The 16,364-nt window shown below is 52.7% G+C and carries 15 protein-coding genes; 8 read left to right on the top strand and 7 right to left on the bottom strand.

Going from position 1 to position 16,364, the window contains the following annotated elements; translation table 11 throughout:
• Positions 1-25: 25 nt before the first annotated feature.
• Positions 26-754: a GntR family transcriptional regulator gene (locus tag RGQ30_RS09485; RefSeq protein WP_298215723.1), complete on the bottom strand. Its 729-nt coding sequence runs from the start codon at positions 752-754 to the stop codon at positions 26-28.
• A 159-nt stretch (positions 755-913) separates the two neighbouring features.
• Between RGQ30_RS09485 and RGQ30_RS09490 the strand changes: the two genes are divergently transcribed.
• Together RGQ30_RS09490 and RGQ30_RS09495 are read left to right on the top strand one after the other, a co-directional pair.
• Positions 914-1,900: a malate dehydrogenase gene (locus tag RGQ30_RS09490; RefSeq protein WP_008248504.1), complete on the top strand. Its 987-nt coding sequence runs from the start codon at positions 914-916 to the stop codon at positions 1,898-1,900.
• Between the two features lie 73 nt (positions 1,901-1,973).
• Positions 1,974-2,948 (top strand): HpcH/HpaI aldolase/citrate lyase family protein, encoded by a 975-nt coding sequence (locus tag RGQ30_RS09495; RefSeq protein ID WP_130556147.1) that lies wholly within the window; start codon positions 1,974-1,976, stop codon positions 2,946-2,948.
• 31 nt (positions 2,949-2,979) lie between these two features.
• On the opposite strand, the gene RGQ30_RS09500 is transcribed toward RGQ30_RS09495, so the two are convergent.
• Complete coding sequence (locus RGQ30_RS09500) at positions 2,980-3,663, bottom strand: formyltransferase family protein (protein ID WP_130556146.1); 684 nt, start codon at positions 3,661-3,663, stop codon at positions 2,980-2,982.
• A 249-nt stretch (positions 3,664-3,912) separates the two neighbouring features.
• On the opposite strand from RGQ30_RS09500, the gene RGQ30_RS09505 reads away from it, so the two are divergent.
• The gene (locus RGQ30_RS09505; RefSeq protein WP_338284363.1) at positions 3,913-5,925 is read left to right on the top strand and encodes an AsmA family protein; all 2,013 of its coding nucleotides are present in this window, start codon (positions 3,913-3,915) and stop codon (positions 5,923-5,925) included.
• Positions 5,918-6,826, top strand: a complete 909-nt coding sequence (gene rlmF, locus RGQ30_RS09510) for a 23S rRNA (adenine(1618)-N(6))-methyltransferase RlmF (RefSeq protein ID WP_130556144.1) — start codon at positions 5,918-5,920, stop codon at positions 6,824-6,826. The genes RGQ30_RS09505 and rlmF overlap by 8 nt, the downstream gene beginning before the upstream one ends.
• Positions 6,827-6,845: 19 nt before the next feature.
• Here the strand turns inward: rlmF and RGQ30_RS09515 are convergent, their stop codons facing one another.
• The 5 genes from RGQ30_RS09515 to prpR all read right to left on the bottom strand — a co-directional run bounded on the left by RGQ30_RS09515 (position 6,846) and on the right by prpR (position 10,180).
• A complete protein-coding gene (locus tag RGQ30_RS09515) occupies positions 6,846-7,070 on the bottom strand; it encodes a hypothetical protein (protein ID WP_130556143.1) in 225 nt (74 codons plus the stop codon).
• Positions 7,071-7,457: 387 nt separating this feature from the next.
• Complete coding sequence (locus RGQ30_RS09520; protein ID WP_130556142.1) at positions 7,458-7,616, bottom strand: YqaE/Pmp3 family membrane protein; 159 nt, start codon at positions 7,614-7,616, stop codon at positions 7,458-7,460.
• A gap of 107 nt (positions 7,617-7,723) precedes the next feature.
• Positions 7,724-8,131, bottom strand: coding sequence for an alternative ribosome rescue aminoacyl-tRNA hydrolase ArfB (arfB, locus tag RGQ30_RS09525; protein WP_130556141.1), 408 nt, complete (start codon positions 8,129-8,131; stop codon positions 7,724-7,726).
• Positions 8,132-8,189: 58 nt separating this feature from the next.
• Positions 8,190-8,555, bottom strand: a complete 366-nt coding sequence (locus tag RGQ30_RS09530) for a DUF1294 domain-containing protein (RefSeq protein ID WP_338284364.1) — start codon at positions 8,553-8,555, stop codon at positions 8,190-8,192.
• A 26-nt stretch (positions 8,556-8,581) separates the two neighbouring features.
• Positions 8,582-10,180, bottom strand: a complete 1,599-nt coding sequence (prpR, locus tag RGQ30_RS09535) for a propionate catabolism operon regulatory protein PrpR (RefSeq protein ID WP_130556140.1) — start codon at positions 10,178-10,180, stop codon at positions 8,582-8,584.
• Positions 10,181-10,371: 191 nt separating this feature from the next.
• Here prpR and prpB point away from each other — a divergent pair, with 191 nt between their 5' ends.
• The 4 genes from prpB to prpF are packed head-to-tail and all read left to right on the top strand — an operon-like array spanning position 10,372 to position 16,288.
• The gene (gene prpB, locus RGQ30_RS09540) at positions 10,372-11,253 is read left to right on the top strand and encodes a methylisocitrate lyase (protein ID WP_130556139.1); all 882 of its coding nucleotides are present in this window, start codon (positions 10,372-10,374) and stop codon (positions 11,251-11,253) included.
• Positions 11,254-11,303: 50 nt separating this feature from the next.
• The gene (gene prpC, locus RGQ30_RS09545; RefSeq protein ID WP_130556138.1) at positions 11,304-12,464 is read left to right on the top strand and encodes a bifunctional 2-methylcitrate synthase/citrate synthase; all 1,161 of its coding nucleotides are present in this window, start codon (positions 11,304-11,306) and stop codon (positions 12,462-12,464) included.
• 18 nt (positions 12,465-12,482) lie between these two features.
• Positions 12,483-15,101, top strand: coding sequence for a Fe/S-dependent 2-methylisocitrate dehydratase AcnD (acnD, locus tag RGQ30_RS09550; RefSeq protein WP_130556958.1), 2,619 nt, complete (start codon positions 12,483-12,485; stop codon positions 15,099-15,101).
• Positions 15,098-16,288: a 2-methylaconitate cis-trans isomerase PrpF gene (gene prpF, locus RGQ30_RS09555; protein ID WP_130556137.1), complete on the top strand. Its 1,191-nt coding sequence runs from the start codon at positions 15,098-15,100 to the stop codon at positions 16,286-16,288. The genes acnD and prpF overlap by 4 nt, the downstream gene beginning before the upstream one ends.
• Positions 16,289-16,364: the final 76 nt, after the last annotated feature.

The following is a 16,364-nucleotide window of genomic DNA, read 5'->3' on the forward strand; positions in this document are numbered from 1 at the left end:
TTGCGTGCAAAAGACTTGTATCAATTCAATACAATTCATTCCTGTAGGAGAACTTGTCGGTCAGATACCAGCCACGGCGAAGCTCAACTGGTTGATCAGCATACGTCATCGACAGGCGCTCGACCAGCAACAAAGGCGTTCCCACGTCGACCCGCAAAATATCCGCCTGTTCTGACTGGGCGCTTACTGCCTTGATGTGTTCAGTGGCGCGCAACATGCGGACATTGAAACTGCTTTCCAGAAACCCGTACAAAGTTGAATTGCATTGCTGAAGCCGCTCTAGGGTCAAGCCCTTGTACTGAGAGGCTGGCAGCCAGATTTCATCAAAAATGCGAGGCACGCCATCAAAACGAAGCACTCGTTTGACCACAAACACGGAATCACTGGGTTTGATGTCCAGGAGCTTGGCGATTTGAGAGCTGGCCCGAATTCGGTCGACGGACAAATAGGTCGATTTGGGCTTGACGTTGGGTTCTTCATCGGCCGCCAGACGCAAAAACCGGTATTCCGACTTTGCTTCGTTGTGGGTGGCCACAAAGGTGCCCCGACCCTGCTTTCTGTCCACTAGGTTTTCAGCTGCCAGCTCGTCGATTGCCTTGCGCACGGTGCCTTGGCTCACGCCATAGCGGGCAGCCAGTTCTGTTTCAGACGGGATGAGTTCGCCCGGCTTCCACTCGCCATCCTGAAGGCTTTTCAGCAGCAAACCTTTGATTTGCTGATAAAGCGGGCTGAATGTGGGGTTAGCAGGCTGCAAAATTTGTCTCGGTCTTGTTTTTACTCATCATTCCATATCTTATATCTTATAGAGGACTTTTAAAAGTTAAACCCCTCTAAACCACCAGATTCGTCAACAAGGTGTCAGCGTTTGGCGCTAAACTATGGCCTTCCATTTTAATCCCTCGGAGTGTTTGACATGACCAAACCCGCAATGCGTGTAGCCGTTACAGGCGCCGCCGGCCAAATTGGCTACAGCCTGTTGTTCCGTATCGCCAATGGCGACATGCTGGGCAAAGACCAGCCCGTGATTTTGCAGTTGCTGGACATTACACCGGCCCTGCCCGCTGTGAAAGGCGTGGTCATGGAATTGGAAGACTGCGCATTCCCATTGCTGCAAGGCGTGGTCATCACTGACGATCCTGCCACTGCGTTCAAAGACGTGGATGTGGCTTTGCTGGTTGGCGCACGCCCACGCAGCAAAGGCATGGAGCGCAAGGACCTGCTGGAAGCCAACGGCGCCATTTTCACAGTACAGGGCAAGGCATTGAACGACAACGCCAAGCCAACCGTGAAAGTACTGGTTGTAGGCAACCCTGCCAACACCAACGCTTACATTGCACAGCAGTCTGCCCCTGACCTGGATCCAAATTGCTTCACTTCCATGCTGCGCCTGGACCACAACCGTGCTTTGAGCCAGGTTGCGGCCAAAACTGGCAAGCCAGTGGCCTCTATTGAAAAGCTGGCTGTGTGGGGCAACCACTCACCCACGATGTATGCTGACTACCGCTTCGCCACAATCGACGGCGCATCAGTGAAGGACATGATCAACGACCAGGAATGGAACGCCAACACATTCCTGCCAACAGTGGGCAAGCGTGGTGCTGCCATTATTGAAGCGCGTGGCCTGTCTTCTGCTGCTTCTGCTGCCAACGCCGCCATCGACCACGTACGCGACTGGGTGCTGGGCACGAACGGCAAGTGGGTGACTATGGGCATTCCTTCAGACGGCTCTTACGGCATTCCTGAAGGCACACAGTTCGGTTTCCCCGTAACTTGTGCCAACGGCAAGTTTGAAATCGTGAAGGGTCTGGAAATTGACGCGTTCAGCCAGGAACGTATCAACATCACCCTGAACGAACTGATGGAAGAGCGTGAAGGCGTGAAGCACTTGCTCGGCAAGTAATTCATCTGCTTTTCATGATAAAAAGGCCAGCAGTAATGCTGGCTTTTTTTATTGGAACAAAAGGAAACGCAGTGTGAAAAAGCACAACCTGGACTTGTCGACCATTGCCACCATTTTGTACAGCGAAGACCATGCGCGCGTAGAACTTCCCGTTTGCGACCATTACGCGGGCCGCCCGAGGTTTTTCGAAAAAGCCTTGCAGATACGCGCGGAAATCGGTGCCTGCTTCGACATTACCCTTGACCTGGAAGATGGCGCCGCAGTGGGCCAGGAAACGGAAACTGCAAAATGGGTTGCACAAAGCCTGCTCGACTTTTCCGTACGCTATGGCTGTGAAACCCGAAGGCCTGGTGTGCGTATTCACCCAGTACGAGACCCGATATTCGAAGTGGAGTTACCGATTGTGCTGCGGGAAGGAGTGCCCTTGCCTGCCTACCTGATGTTGCCCAAACCCGAGAACTGCGAAGATGTGAAACTGACAATAAGCCGAATTCGCGAGCAATGCGCAAAAGCCGGTGTTGAACCCCCGCCCTTGCATGTGTTGATTGAAACACACGGTGCACTGGCTGACGTTCAGGCAATTGCCGGGCTGGAAGCAGTGGAATCACTGTCATTCGGCATCATGGACTTTATATCCAGCCATCGCAGCGCCATTCCCAAAACCGCCTTGAACTCACCGGGGCAGTTTGAAAACCCGCTGGTGCGCCGCGCCAAGCTGGAAATATCTGCAGCCTGCCACCGGTTCGGCAAAGTGCCTTCACACAATGTGACGCGAAATATTCTGGAACCGGAAATGGCAGCGGAAGATGCACAGCGTGCAAAACGGGATTTCGGTTTCACGCGAATGTGGAGCATTCACCCTGATCAAATCGTGCACATCATTTCGGCCATGCTGCCGACCGACAGTGAACTGGAAGAAGCAATTCTGGTGTTAACAGAAGCAGAACAAGCCAACTGGGGCCCAATACAAATTAAGGGCGAGCTTCACGACCGGGCAAGTTACAGGTATTACTTCGAGGTGATGAAAGCCCGAACCCTAAGAAAATAGAATTCGGGAAAAGGCGTTCGTTAAGGCAGACTCAGGCGGGTTGAAATAGCAGGTTTTGATTTTCTGCCAAAAAATCGTTCAAGGACTTGGCGCTGACCATGCGCACCATGGTTTCAACAGGCACCCGAGGTTGGTAACTTCCAGGCATTGGTGTCCAGTGTGAAGCTCCCAGATCTGAACCGCTTGAGATCCGGGAAAGGGCCTCAACCAACAACAAACCCCCAAAATTATCAAGACGGGTTTGATTGTCCAAATAGGTTTGATCGTAACGTGCGGTAAATCGCGCTGAACTGATAAAAGGCCCTGAATCGAGACGTTCCGAATCGATGACATGAAGTGAACTGGTAAAAAAAAGATTTTTCCGGAGTATATCGTTCGCCAGAGGCGTGGCCCCGCGATTGGTGAACAGGTCCCCTGGATGCATGTTGATAACCCACTTGAAACGCCGAATCACCTCCATGGGCAAACGATAGGAAAATCCGGCAACAACCAGAACATCAATGTCGCTCCAGTTGGACACCACATCAAGCATTTCAGAGGGTGAATTGAATTTCTTTAATGCAACTGATGAACGATGGCGAATTGAATTGAATACTTCCACACTTGCAAAGCTGGGTTCACAGTAGGCGTGCTGGAATTTGACCACACCATTTGTCAAATTGTAAGAAGTGGAGAAACTACCAAAAAATGCGGCATTCAGGGTTTGATATGTCATTGGGTTTACTCACTGGATTCTCTGTTCATTGAGTTAAAGAAAAAGGTGAAATGGTTCAACTCGGTTTAACTCTGTTAACGGTGAGCCAAAGACGGAAGGCGCAATGGACTGACCCGAATCCATTCCGGGTGATACAACAAAACAAGGACCCGAACCAGGCTGATTCGGTTACCCTGTTGGATTAAATTCAAAGCGAACCCGAAACGCCAGAATGCGTTAACAAGGGAACGTGAACACTCCGGATCTACCTTGAATTACACAATCACCACTGAAAAACGTCGCAAAAAACCTGTTTTGAAAGCATTTGGATTTTTTGCAGTCCTGCTTGTTCTGGCCATTGGGCTTTGTGAATGGATGGGTTGGCCTTTTCTTGCCAAGCCGGCTCAACAGTGGCTGGGTCAAGCATTGAAGCGAGAGGTTCATCTAACGAATCCCAATCAGGACGAGGCAGACTTCCAACTTCGTCTGATTGGCGGCATTCGCCTTGAACTGGGTTATGTCCAATTGGGCGCACCGAGCTGGAGTGAAGCGCCGTATATGGTGCAAGGAAAAAACCTGACTCTGGTATTGAATTACCGTGATTTGCTGGGTTGGGGAATGAATCCGGAAAATACGTTGCGAATCGAAACCCTGAAAGCGGATTTCCTGGATGCGCACTTTGAACGCCTTGAAGACGGGCGTGCATCTTGGCAGATCGACCCCGACAAGCCTCGCACCGAAACCTCTCCACCACCCAATTTTGGACTTCTGGCGATCAAGGCAGGAACAATTCGTTACAACGATGCACCGCTTGACTTGAAGTTGAACGCACAACTCGCGCTCCAAGAAAGCAATGCACAGACGAGCGCATTGAAGGTGAGCGCCCAAGGCGAATACCAAAACAAAAAGTTGAATGTTGAATTGACCTCAAGTGGTGTACTGCCTTGGGTAGCCGATGACGCAGAACCCATTCCCGTGACGCTGGATGCTTCGCTGCAAGGAGTGAAATTAAGCTTCAAGGGTCATGCCGCCGATGCACTGAAAATGCAAAAGCTTTCCGGACATTTTGTGGTTAGCGGTACATCTTTGGCCACAGTGGGTGACGCCTTGGGACTTACTTTACCCAATACGCCCTCTTTCCGGACCGAAGGTGATTTGAAGCGCGATGAAAAAACCTGGAAAGCCAGTATTGCCAGCGCCACCATTGGCAGCAGTCACTTGACCGGAGAATTTGTCTATAACGGCGCAGATCACCCGCCGATGCTTTCAGGCACCCTAAAAGGAACCTCCCTGGTTCTGGCTGACCTAGGACCAACGGTGGGCGCCTCAACAACAAAAGCAGATGACGTCAAGAATACTTCTGGCAAGGTGTTGCCGAACCAACCGTTTGATTTGCCTGCATTGCGGGCCATGAATGCAGATGTAAACATCGACATCGACAATTTGGACCTGGGCAGCGAAATCCTGAAGCCGCTTCGCCCGCTGCGCGCTCATTTGTTATTGACGGATGGAATACTCCGGATTGCAGACATTGAAGCCAAAACTGCGCAAGGCGAATTGGTGGGCATGGTGCAACTGGACGGCCAAAAAGAACTCGCCCTTTGGGAACTGGACTTGAAGTGGAAAAACATCAAGCTGGAACAGTGGCTGAATTTAACCCGTTCGGAAAACCAGACCCCTTATGTCACTGGTGAGTTCAAGGGAGCCGCGCAACTGAAAGGTCAAGGCCGGTCAACTGCCGAAATATTGGCAAGTTTGAAGGGGCAGATCAGAACTGAAGTTGAAAACGGAACGATGTCGCATCTTGTGATTGAAGCTGCTGGGCTGGATGCGGCTGAAGCACTGGGGGTTTGGTTTAGCGGCGACAAGGTGTTGAATATAAGCTGCGCGGTGGCTGATCTGGAAGCGACTGAAGGAGTTCTTCGACCCCGTGTTTTTTTGATCGACACCCAGGACTCGGCACTGTGGGTCAATGGCAGCGTATCCATGCAAACAGAGGCGCTTGATTTGAAAGTGGCTGTAACCCCAAAGGACTTCAGCCCCATGAGCCTGCGTACGCCGCTGCTGATTTCCGGTTCAATGGGCTCACCCAATGTGTCATTGCAGAAAGGTCCATTGGCCAGCAAGGTGGCAAGTGCTGCGCTCTTGTCCTTGATCAATCCGTTTGCTGCCATACTTCCATTTGTAGACACGGGCACTCCGGATTCAGAACAAAACGCCAACAAGACCGGCTGCCACGATTTGGCGGCCAGGGCCAAGGCACAAAAGGCCAAAAGTGAGTAAAACGCTTCACCCCAGAAATTTGCACAACAATGGCTACGACTTTACAGCCCTTGTTGCTGCGCACCCTGTGCTTAAAAAACATGTGAAGCCAAACAAATATGGTGATGAGTCGATTGATTTTGCAGATGCAGCCGCAGTCAAGGCCTTGAACAGTGCTCTGCTCAAACATCACTATGGCATCGAGGCCTGGAACGTGCCAGAGGGTTATTTGTGCCCGCCGATACCTGGCCGCGTGGACTATATCCATTACGCAGCTGACCTGTTGCAGAGTAATGGCATTGTAGCGTCCGATTCACGCCCTGTCCGTATGCTGGACATTGGGACAGGGGCCAACGGTATTTACTCGCTTCTAGCCGCGCAAACCTATGGCTGGCTGTGTTCAGGCAGTGAAATAGATCCTGTTGCATTGAAGAATCTGTCAGCCATACTAGACAACAACCTGGAATTGAAACACAAGATCGAGTTACGTTTACAACGTGACAAACGAAAGATATTTGATGGTGTGATCAAACCCGGAGAGCGATTTGATTTGAGTGTATGCAACCCACCCTTTCATGCCTCGCAAAAAGAAGCCATGAAAAGCAACCAGCGAAAAGTCAACAGCCTAGCCTTCAACCGGGGGGAAAAAGCAGCCAGTAAGTCGAAACCATCGCTGAACTTTGGTGGTCAAAAAAATGAGCTTTGGTGTGAAGGTGGCGAACAGGGTTTTCTGCAAACCATGATCAATGAAAGTAGTCAATTTGCAAACCAGTGCCGCTGGTTCACCACGCTTGTATCAAAGGCTGAAAATGTTGCGCCGGCCAAGAACCTGATGCGCAGTGTGGGTGCCAGGCAAGTGCTTGAAGTGGAAATGGAACAAGGTAACAAGACCACGCGAATTGTTGCGTGGTCTTTTGTTTGATTGCCTTGGACGTTAAGGCTTAGCGTCGACGACCACCGCCCACCAACAGCAACAAGGCACCCGCTACAATGGAACCAACACCTGCCCACATTGGAACATTGACCTGCTTTTCCTGATCGACATTAATTTCTACAGAACCTATTTTGGCTGCGGTGGATTCTTCGGTGTAACTGAAACCACCATAAACAAGTCCCAAGGTACCTGCAACAATCAAGAGAACTCCAATTAGTTTCGTGGCTTGCATCTAGTTTTCCTCAAAAAAGTTGGTGGGGGTGAGCAAATAACGGATGCGCTGCAAATACGACATACAAGAAATTCAACATTCGTCTGGAGGTGCTGATCAAATGACGGACATGCGCGTTACTTGCGCAGTACTTCAAATTTTTCTGCAGCCTTTCTGCCAAACCAAGCAAAAGTGAAAGTCAAAATCAGGTAGTGCAAGGCCAGGTAATAGGCACAATAGTTGAGGACATATTGACAAATGTTTACTTGTGCTGAACTCATTGTGAAACTGGTCCCTCGATTTCAGTCGCGGAACGATCCGCATAAAAGAGGGAGTGTCAGACACGGCCATCAAATTCACAAATGAGGTAGTGGACCACCCCCGAACGGAGTGATCCCTTCGCCGACTTTATTTTTTGGCGATGATATAGACGGCGTGCACAATACCAGGAATGTAGCCCAGCAAGGTCAGCACAATGTTGATCCAGAAGTGTTTACCAAAACCTTCCTGCAAAAATACGCCCAGTGGTGGTATGAATATGGCAATCAGTATGCGAATAAAGTCCATTGATTCTCCTGCAAAACAACAGTGGATGAAATAGCTACTGCCCCATCATAAGAGCACTTGCGAACTTGTAACGCGATTGGACTGCAGAACGGAGACCTGAATTTCATTCAATCCTGAACCTTGCCACGCAAGGCCTTGACCTGTCCACGAATGGTTTTTCCCTGCAAGCGACGGCGGTTTGAACCCAAGGTTGGTCGAGTTACTCGACGGACCTTGTCTGGTTTGGCCACTTCGGCCACCAGTTCATTGAGCCGACACAAAGCATCAATACGATTTTGTTCCTGACTGCGAGAGGTTTGGGCCTTGATGACAATCACCCCCTCTTTGGTCAAACGCTGGTCTTGCAAGGCCAGTAACTTTTCCTGAATGTGTGCGGGAAGAGACGATGCGCGAATATCAAACCGCAGGTGAACTGCACTGGAAACTTTGTTGACGTTTTGTCCGCCCGCGCCCTGGGCACGAATGGCAGAAAACTCGACTTCAGACTCAAGGACTTTTATAGATTTAGTCAGCATGGAAGGAGCTTACCGCAGGTGAGTAAACAATACCCGGAGCAAACTTCAACAAGGCAGGTCAAGTACCCCATTGTGACAAAAAAACCTGCATGGCCCTTGCACCGCCTGATGTCAACAGTCCGATCAAGCCAGTAACGTTCAAGACGACAGTGCACCAAAAGATCCATTGAAAACTGTATTTTTTGTTCTTGTGTCTAAGCATTCGCTGTGCGGCCAATGCACCCGGCCAGCCACCAACCAGGGAAAGTATGTGCAAGGTGTTTTCTGAAGTTCGCCAGCGATTTTTCTTTGCAGCTGACTTGTCGAGAGCATACTCAGCAAACGTCACTGCACTGATGAAAAGATAAATACCAAAAAGCGCAAATGGCAAATAGCCCAAGTAAACAAGGGTCGCAAGAACCGTGAAAAATATGGAGGAAATCACAGGGAAAAAAGAAACAATTCGCGAAATTAAATGGCTTTTCCAAGCCGCCAGATTGTAGAACGACTCAAACCCAAACCGTCGGCTGCTTTTTGCACCTCGCCGTTGGCCAAACTCAAAGCCTGCCTAACAATGGCTGCACGATTGTCTTTGGAAGCCCGGGTGTAAGCCAAAGCCAATTCATTCATGGCATGGTCACCTTCAACAACACTGTGAACAGCGGTTCGAAAGAGTTCCGGCTTTGCTTCAGGCGTTTGAAGCAGATCAGGAAACCAGCCACGCCAATCTTGTATATCGCTTTCCTGAAGCATCAACACGGCTGCCCTGCGGCAAACATTTTTCAATTGCCGAATATTGCCAGGCCAAGGCAATGCTTTCAAAACTGGCAGGGCCACATTCAGAAACTCATCGAAACGTGCTTTGCTGACCCGCACGGGAGTTGTTCGCAAAAAGTAGCCCGCCAGTTCCGCGATGTCCTCAGAACGTTCACGCAGTGGCGGTATTTGAATCAACATTTCATTGAGCCTGAAATACAAGTCTTCGCGAAAACGCCCTTCTTCAACTGCCTGTTGCAAATTCACGTTGCTGGCGGCCAGCAAACGGAAGTCTACCTTGCGCGATGACACCGAACCAATTCGGCGCACAGTGCTGTCTTCGAGAATTCTCAACAGTCGGGTTTGAAACGCCATAGGCATGTCGCCGATTTCATCCAGAAACACAGTGCCACCCTGGGTGCTTTCGAACATGCCGGCGCGCCCTCCTTTGACGGCCCCGGAAAACGCGCCTTCTTCATAACCAAACAATTCACTTTCAAGCAGGCTTTCGGTCAGCGATGCACAATTGATGGCCACGAAGGGTTTTCCAGCCCGCGGGCTGGAGGTGTGAATGGATTGGGCCACCAATTCTTTGCCTACCCCTGTTTCGCCTTGAATAAGTACCGATAGGTCAATGCTTCCACAGAGGCGAATTGTGCTGCGCAGTTTGTCCATCGCGATGCTTGCGCCGATCAAGTCTTGCTCGGTGTGGTAGGTGTAGGTTTGATTGGTTCGACGCACGCCACCCGTGGCTTTGGCACCCGCCAGGCGAATGGCTTCTTCAAACGCCTTGACCACACCCTGGCGGGAATAAATCAGAATGGCGTCCATGCCCATTTCCTGGGCAATCTCGGTGACAAGCCCTGAACCGACTACCACCTGAACACCGAGTTGTGAGAGCTCTCGAACCGCGCGGCGTGCGTCTTCAGGGGTGCGGTAGGTGCGGGTGTTCAAAGGTACATCGAATGCACGCGCAAATTGTTCTAGTTCATCAAATGCATGTTCATAACTGACCAAGCCCACTGCAGCGGATGTCTTTCTGGCGGAGGCCAAGGCTTGCATCACGTCAAAACCGTCAGTGCGAATAATCACCAGTGGTGCTTCCAGCTGGTTTTGCAAAAACGCGCCATTGGAGCCCGCTGCAATAAACACATCAGCCGTGTCGGTGTAATAGCGGTTTCGCGCATAAGACAAGGCGTCTTCATAGGCCTTGGGCACCAACTCGATGTTGGCTGAATCGGCGTAGTCGCGGCCGATTTCCCGCAGGGTTCCCGCCAAAGCACTAATGCTGAACACCACAATTCTTGGTTTCATTTAAACCACCATTTTTATTTGAAACATCTTGCCGTCTCATTTTAGACAGCAATTCATTAAAACACCACCTTCATGACAGTAAGGAAAATCAAAAACCCACCCAAGTGACTGAAAAATATATGCTTTATTGGTAGCCACATTAGCTGGCACGAACCCTGCACTACATTGCGCCATACAACCAGGAGAATTCCATGACTCAAAATTCCGCAGGCGCACGTTTCCGCCAAGCTGTAAAAGAAGAACAACCTTTGCAAGTAATTGGCGCAATCAACGCCAACCACGCCTTGCTGGCCAAGCGCGCCGGCTTCAAAGCCATCTACTTAAGCGGTGGCGGTGTTGCTGCCGGTTCACTGGGTCTGCCTGACCTGGGCATTTCCGGCCTGGACGATGTGCTGACTGATGTACGCCGCATCACTGATGTTTGCGACACACCACTGCTGGTGGACGTGGACACCGGCTTTGGTTCCTCGTTTTTCAATATTGCCCGCACCACCAAGGCCATGATGAAAGCCGGTGCAGCCGCCATGCACATTGAAGACCAGGTGGGTGCCAAGCGCTGTGGCCACCGTCCCGGCAAAGCCATCGTGACCCAGGCTGAAATGGTCGACCGCGTGAAAGCCGCCGTGGATGCACGTGGTTCAGACGACTTCGTCATCATGGCCCGCACCGATGCGCTGGCTGTTGAAGGGTTGCAGTCTGCAATCGACCGTGCCTGCGCCTGCGTGGAAGCCGGTGCCGACATGATTTTCCCTGAAGCCATGACTGAACTGAGCATGTACCAGCAATTCGTGGATGCCGTGAAAGTGCCTGTGCTGGCCAATATCACCGAATTTGGTTCAACCCCCCTGTTCACCACTGAAGAGTTGAAAGGTGTGGGCGTGGGCTTGGTGTTGTACCCGCTGAGCGCATTCCGCGCCATGAACAAGGCCGCACAGAATGTGTACGAGGCTGTGCGCCGCGACGGCACACAGAAGAATGTGCTGGACACCATGCAAACCCGCATGGAGCTGTATGACAGCATTGGCTATCACGGCTTTGAACAAAAGCTGGATGCCCTGTTTCAGCAAAAATAATTTAACCAACTTTTTTACAGAACCCTATTTTGATTTTCAGGAGACAGAACATGTCTGAACAGCAAACAACAACCCCCGGCTTCAAGCCCAAGAAATCAGTTGCCTTGTCTGGCACTGCCGCCGGCAACACAGCCCTGTGTACCGTAGGCCGCACCGGCAACGATTTGGCTTACCGTGGTTACGACATTCTTGATTTGGCCACCACCACTGAATTTGAAGAAATTGCTTACCTGCTGGTGCATGGCAAGTTGCCCACCGTGGCTGAACTGGCTGGCTACAAGCAAAAACTGAAAGCACTGCGCGGTATTCCCGCTGGCGTGAAGCAGGCTCTGGAAGCCCTGCCCCCATCAGCCCACCCCATGGATGTGATGCGCACGGGCGTTTCCGTACTGGGTTGCCTGCAGCCTGAGAAAGACGACCACAACCACCCCGGCGCGCGCGACATTGCCGACAAGCTGATGGCCTCTTTGGGTTCCATGTTGCTGTACTGGTACCACTACAGCCACAACGGCAAGCGCATTGAAGTGGAAACCGACGACGATTCAATCGGCGGCCACTTCCTGCACCTGCTGCACGGCGAAAAGCCCCGCGACAGCTGGGTTAGTGCAATGCACACCTCGCTGATTCTGTACGCAGAACATGAATTCAACGCGTCCACTTTCACCAGCCGCGTGGTGGCCGGTACAGGTTCCGACATGTACTCCGCCATTTGTGGTGGCATTGGTGCCCTGCGTGGCCCCAAGCACGGCGGCGCCAACGAAGTGGCTTTCGAAATCCAGAAGCGTTACGACAACCCTGCAGAAGCCGAGGCCGACATTCGCGCCCGTGTTGAGCGCAAGGAAGTGGTCATCGGTTTTGGTCACCCTGTGTACACCGTGAGCGACCCCCGCAACGTGGTCATCAAGAAAGTGGCAGAAGACCTCTCCAAAGAACAGAACAACATGAAGATGTACGACATCGCCGAACGCCTTGAAAGCGTGATGTGGGAAATCAAGAAAATGTTCCCCAACCTGGACTGGTTCAGCGCCGTGAGCTACCACATGATGGGCGTGCCCACCGCCATGTTCACACCCCTGTTCGTGATTGCTCGCACTTCCGGCTGGAGCGCCCACGTGATTGAGCAACGCATTGATGGCAAGATCATTCGCCCAAGCGCCAACTACACAGGCCCTGAAGACCAGAAATTCGTGCCCATCAACGAGCGCAAGTAATACGGAACCAACATGAGCATGAACAAAGAATTTCGCAAACAACTGCCCGGCACTGCGCTTGATTTCTTCGACACCCAAGCGGCTGTGGATGCGATCGAGCCCGGCGCCTGGGACAAGCTGCCTTACACCAGCAAAGTGTTGGCCGAGCAACTGGTGCGCCGCTGCGAGCCGTCTGCATTGACAGACAGTCTGAAGCAACTGGTGTACCGCAAGCGCGACCTGGACTTTCCCTGGTACCCCGCACGCGTGGTGTGCCACGACATTCTGGGCCAAACTGCCCTGGTGGATTTGGCAGGCCTGCGCAACGCCATTGCAGACCAGGGCGGTGACCCGTCACTGGTGAACCCCGTGGTGCCCACGCAATTGATCGTGGATCATTCACTGGCCGTGGAATGTGGCGGCTTTGACCCCGATGCATTCCAGAAAAACCGCGACATTGAAGAACGCCGCAACGAAGACCGTTTCCACTTCATCAACTGGACCAAGACTGCATTCAAGAATGTGGACGTGATTCCAGCGGGCAACGGCATCATGCACCAGATCAACCTGGAAAAAATGTCGCCCGTGGTTCAGGTTCGTGAAGGCGTAGCTTTCCCCGACACCTGCGTCGGCACTGACAGCCACACACCACACGTGGACGCGCTTGGCGTGATTTCCATTGGTGTAGGTGGTCTGGAAGCTGAAACAGTGATGCTGGGCCGTGCATCCATGATGCGACTGCCCGATATCGTTGGCGTGGAACTGACTGGCAAGCGCCAGCCCGGCATTACGGCCACCGACATCGTGCTGGAACTGACCGCATTCCTGCGCAAGGAACGTGTTGTCGGTGCCTACATCGAATTCTTCGGTGAAGGTGCCAACAGCCTGAGCATTGGCGACCGCGCCACCATTTCCAACATGACACCGGAATACGGTGCCACCGCCGCGATGTTCTACATCGACGAGCAAACTATTGACTACCTCAAGCTGACTGGCCGTGAAGACGAACAGGTCAAGCTGGTAGAACAGTACGCCAAACACACTGGCCTGTGGGCCAGCAAAATGGTGGGTGCTGAATACGAACGCGTGTTGAGCTTTGACTTGAGCAAGGTTGTGCGCAGCATGGCTGGCCCTTCCAACCCACATGCACGCGTGGCCACCAGTGACCTGGCTGCCAAGGGCATTGCCGGCAACCTGGACGCAGCACGCGCACAGGAAGCCGAAGGCCTGATGCCCGATGGCGCAGTGATTATTGCCGCCATTACAAGCTGCACCAACACCAGCAACCCGCGTAATGTGGTGGCTGCTGCCCTGTTGGCCCGCAAGGCCAATGAACTGGGCCTGGTGCGCAAGCCCTGGGTGAAGTCCTCTTTCGCACCGGGTTCGAAAGTGGCCGAGTTGTATCTGAAAGACTCGGGCCTGTTGCCTGAACTTGAAAAACTGGGCTTTGGCATTGTGGCGTTTGCATGCACAACCTGCAACGGCATGAGCGGTGCGCTTGACCCTGTTATTCAGCAGGAAATCATTGAGCGCGATTTGTATGCCACAGCCGTATTGAGCGGCAACCGCAACTTCGATGGACGCATTCACCCCTACGCAAAGCAAGCCTTCCTGGCTTCGCCCCCGCTGGTGGTGGCTTACGCCATTGCGGGCACAATCCGCTTTGATATCGAACAGGATGTGCTGGGTGTGGTCGATGGCAAGGAAATTCGCCTGAAAGACCTGTGGCCTTCAGACGAAGAAATCGACGCGATTGTGAAGCAGTTCGTGAAGCCTTCACAGTTCCGCGAAATCTACATTCCGATGTTTGATTTGGGTGCAATTGAAGAAGCGAAAAGCCCGCTGTACGACTGGCGCCCGCAAAGCACCTACATTCGTCGCCCGCCCTACTGGGACACAGAAGGTCAAGGCGCTTTGGCAGCACGTCCACGCACACTGAAAAACATGCGCCCATTGGCGGTGCTGGGTGACAACATCACGACTGATCACCTCAGCCCATCGAACGCGATCATGATGAACAGTGCGGCCGGTGAATACCTGCACAAAATGGGCTTGCCTGAAGAAGACTTCAACAGCTACGCCACGCACCGCGGTGACCACCTGACTGCGCAACGCGCCACTTTTGCCAACCCCACATTGCTGAACGAAATGGTTCGCGATGAGAACGGCAATGTGAAAAAAGGCTCGCTGGCCCGCATTGAACCGGAAGGCAAAGTGACCCGCATGTGGGAAGCCATTGAAACCTACATGGACCGTGGGCAACCGCTGATCATTATTGCGGGTGCTGACTACGGTCAGGGTTCTTCACGCGACTGGGCCGCCAAGGGCGTTCGCCTGGCCGGTGTGGAAGCCATTGTTGCTGAAGGTTTCGAGCGTATTCACCGCACCAACCTGATTGGCATGGGCACCCTGCCCCTGGAATTCAAGGCAGGCGACACGCGCCACACCTACAACATCGACGGCACGGAAGTGTTTGAAGTGGTGGGCGATCGCAGCCCGCGTGCAACCCTGACTGTGGTCATGACCCGCAAGAATGGCGAGCGCGTGGAATTCCCCGTGACTTGCCGTTTGGACACAGCCGAAGAAGTTTCAATTTACGAAGCTGGCGGCGTGTTGCAGCGTTTTGCGCAAGACTTCCTGGAAGGAAAAGCTGCATGACCACTCAACAAATAAAAGTGCCCGCCACCTACATGCGTGGCGGCACCAGCAAGGGCGTGTTTTTCAGGTTGCAGGACTTGCCGCAAGCCTGCCAGCAACCGGGCGAGGCGCGTGACAAGTTGCTGTTGCGCGTTATCGGCAGTCCCGACCCCTACGGCAAGCAAATTGACGGCATGGGTGGTGCAACATCTTCCACCAGCAAAACCGTGATTTTAAGCAAGAGCAGCCAGGCCGATCACGATGTGGATTACCTGTTTGGTCAAGTGTCGATCGACAAGGCTTTTGTGGACTGGAGCGGCAACTGCGGCAACCTGTCTTCAGCAGTCGGTTCATTCGCGGTGGCCAGCGGTTTGGTGGATTCAGCGCGTGTGCCGCACAACGGCGTTTGCGTGGTGCGTATTTGGCAAGCCAACATTGGCAAAACCATCATTGCGCATGTGCCCATCACCGACGGCCTGGTGCAGGAAACAGGCGACTTTGAACTCGACGGGGTGACATTCCCGGCGGCTGAAGTGGTGCTTGAATTCCTGGACCCAGCCGATGAAGGTGAAGACGGTGCTGCAGGTTCCATGTTCCCCACCGGCAATTTGGTGGACGACCTGGAAGTGCCCGGCATCGGCACACTGAAAGCCACGCTGATCAATGCCGGCATTCCCACGATTTTCGTGAATGCCGATAGCATTGGCTACACCGGGTGCGAATTGCAAGACCACATCAACAGCGATGCTGAAGCCTTGAAAAAATTCGAAACCATTCGCGCCCACGGCGCGGTGAAGATGGGTTTGATCAAGCACATTGATGAGGCTGCAAAACGCCAGCACACGCCCAAGGTGGCGTTCGTGGCACCACCACAAACCTACACCAGTTCAAGCGGCAAAGTGGTTCAGGCCGAGGGTGTTGATTTGCTGGTGCGCGCCATGAGCATGGGCAAACTGCACCATGCCATGATGGGTACTGCGGCGGTTGCCATCGGTACGGCTGCGGCTGTTCCAGGTACTTTGGTGAACTTGGCAGCCGGGGGAATTGAACGAGAAGCTGTTCGCTTTGGCCACCCCAGCGGCACCTTGCGTGTAGGCGCGCAAGCAGTCATGGAAAACGGCCAGTGGGCCGTGAAAAAAGCCATCATGAGCCGCAGTGCGCGGGTGTTGATGGAAGGCTGGGTACGGGTACCCGGCGACACGCTGTAAATTCTGCTGAAGTAAATGACATGCACAAGGAACTAGTTTCCTTGTGCTGTCACCAAAAACGTCAAGTTTCGTTTCT

The sequence above is a fragment of the Limnobacter thiooxidans genome (assembly GCF_036323495.1).
Taxonomy (GTDB): domain Bacteria; phylum Pseudomonadota; class Gammaproteobacteria; order Burkholderiales; family Burkholderiaceae_B; genus Limnobacter; species Limnobacter thiooxidans.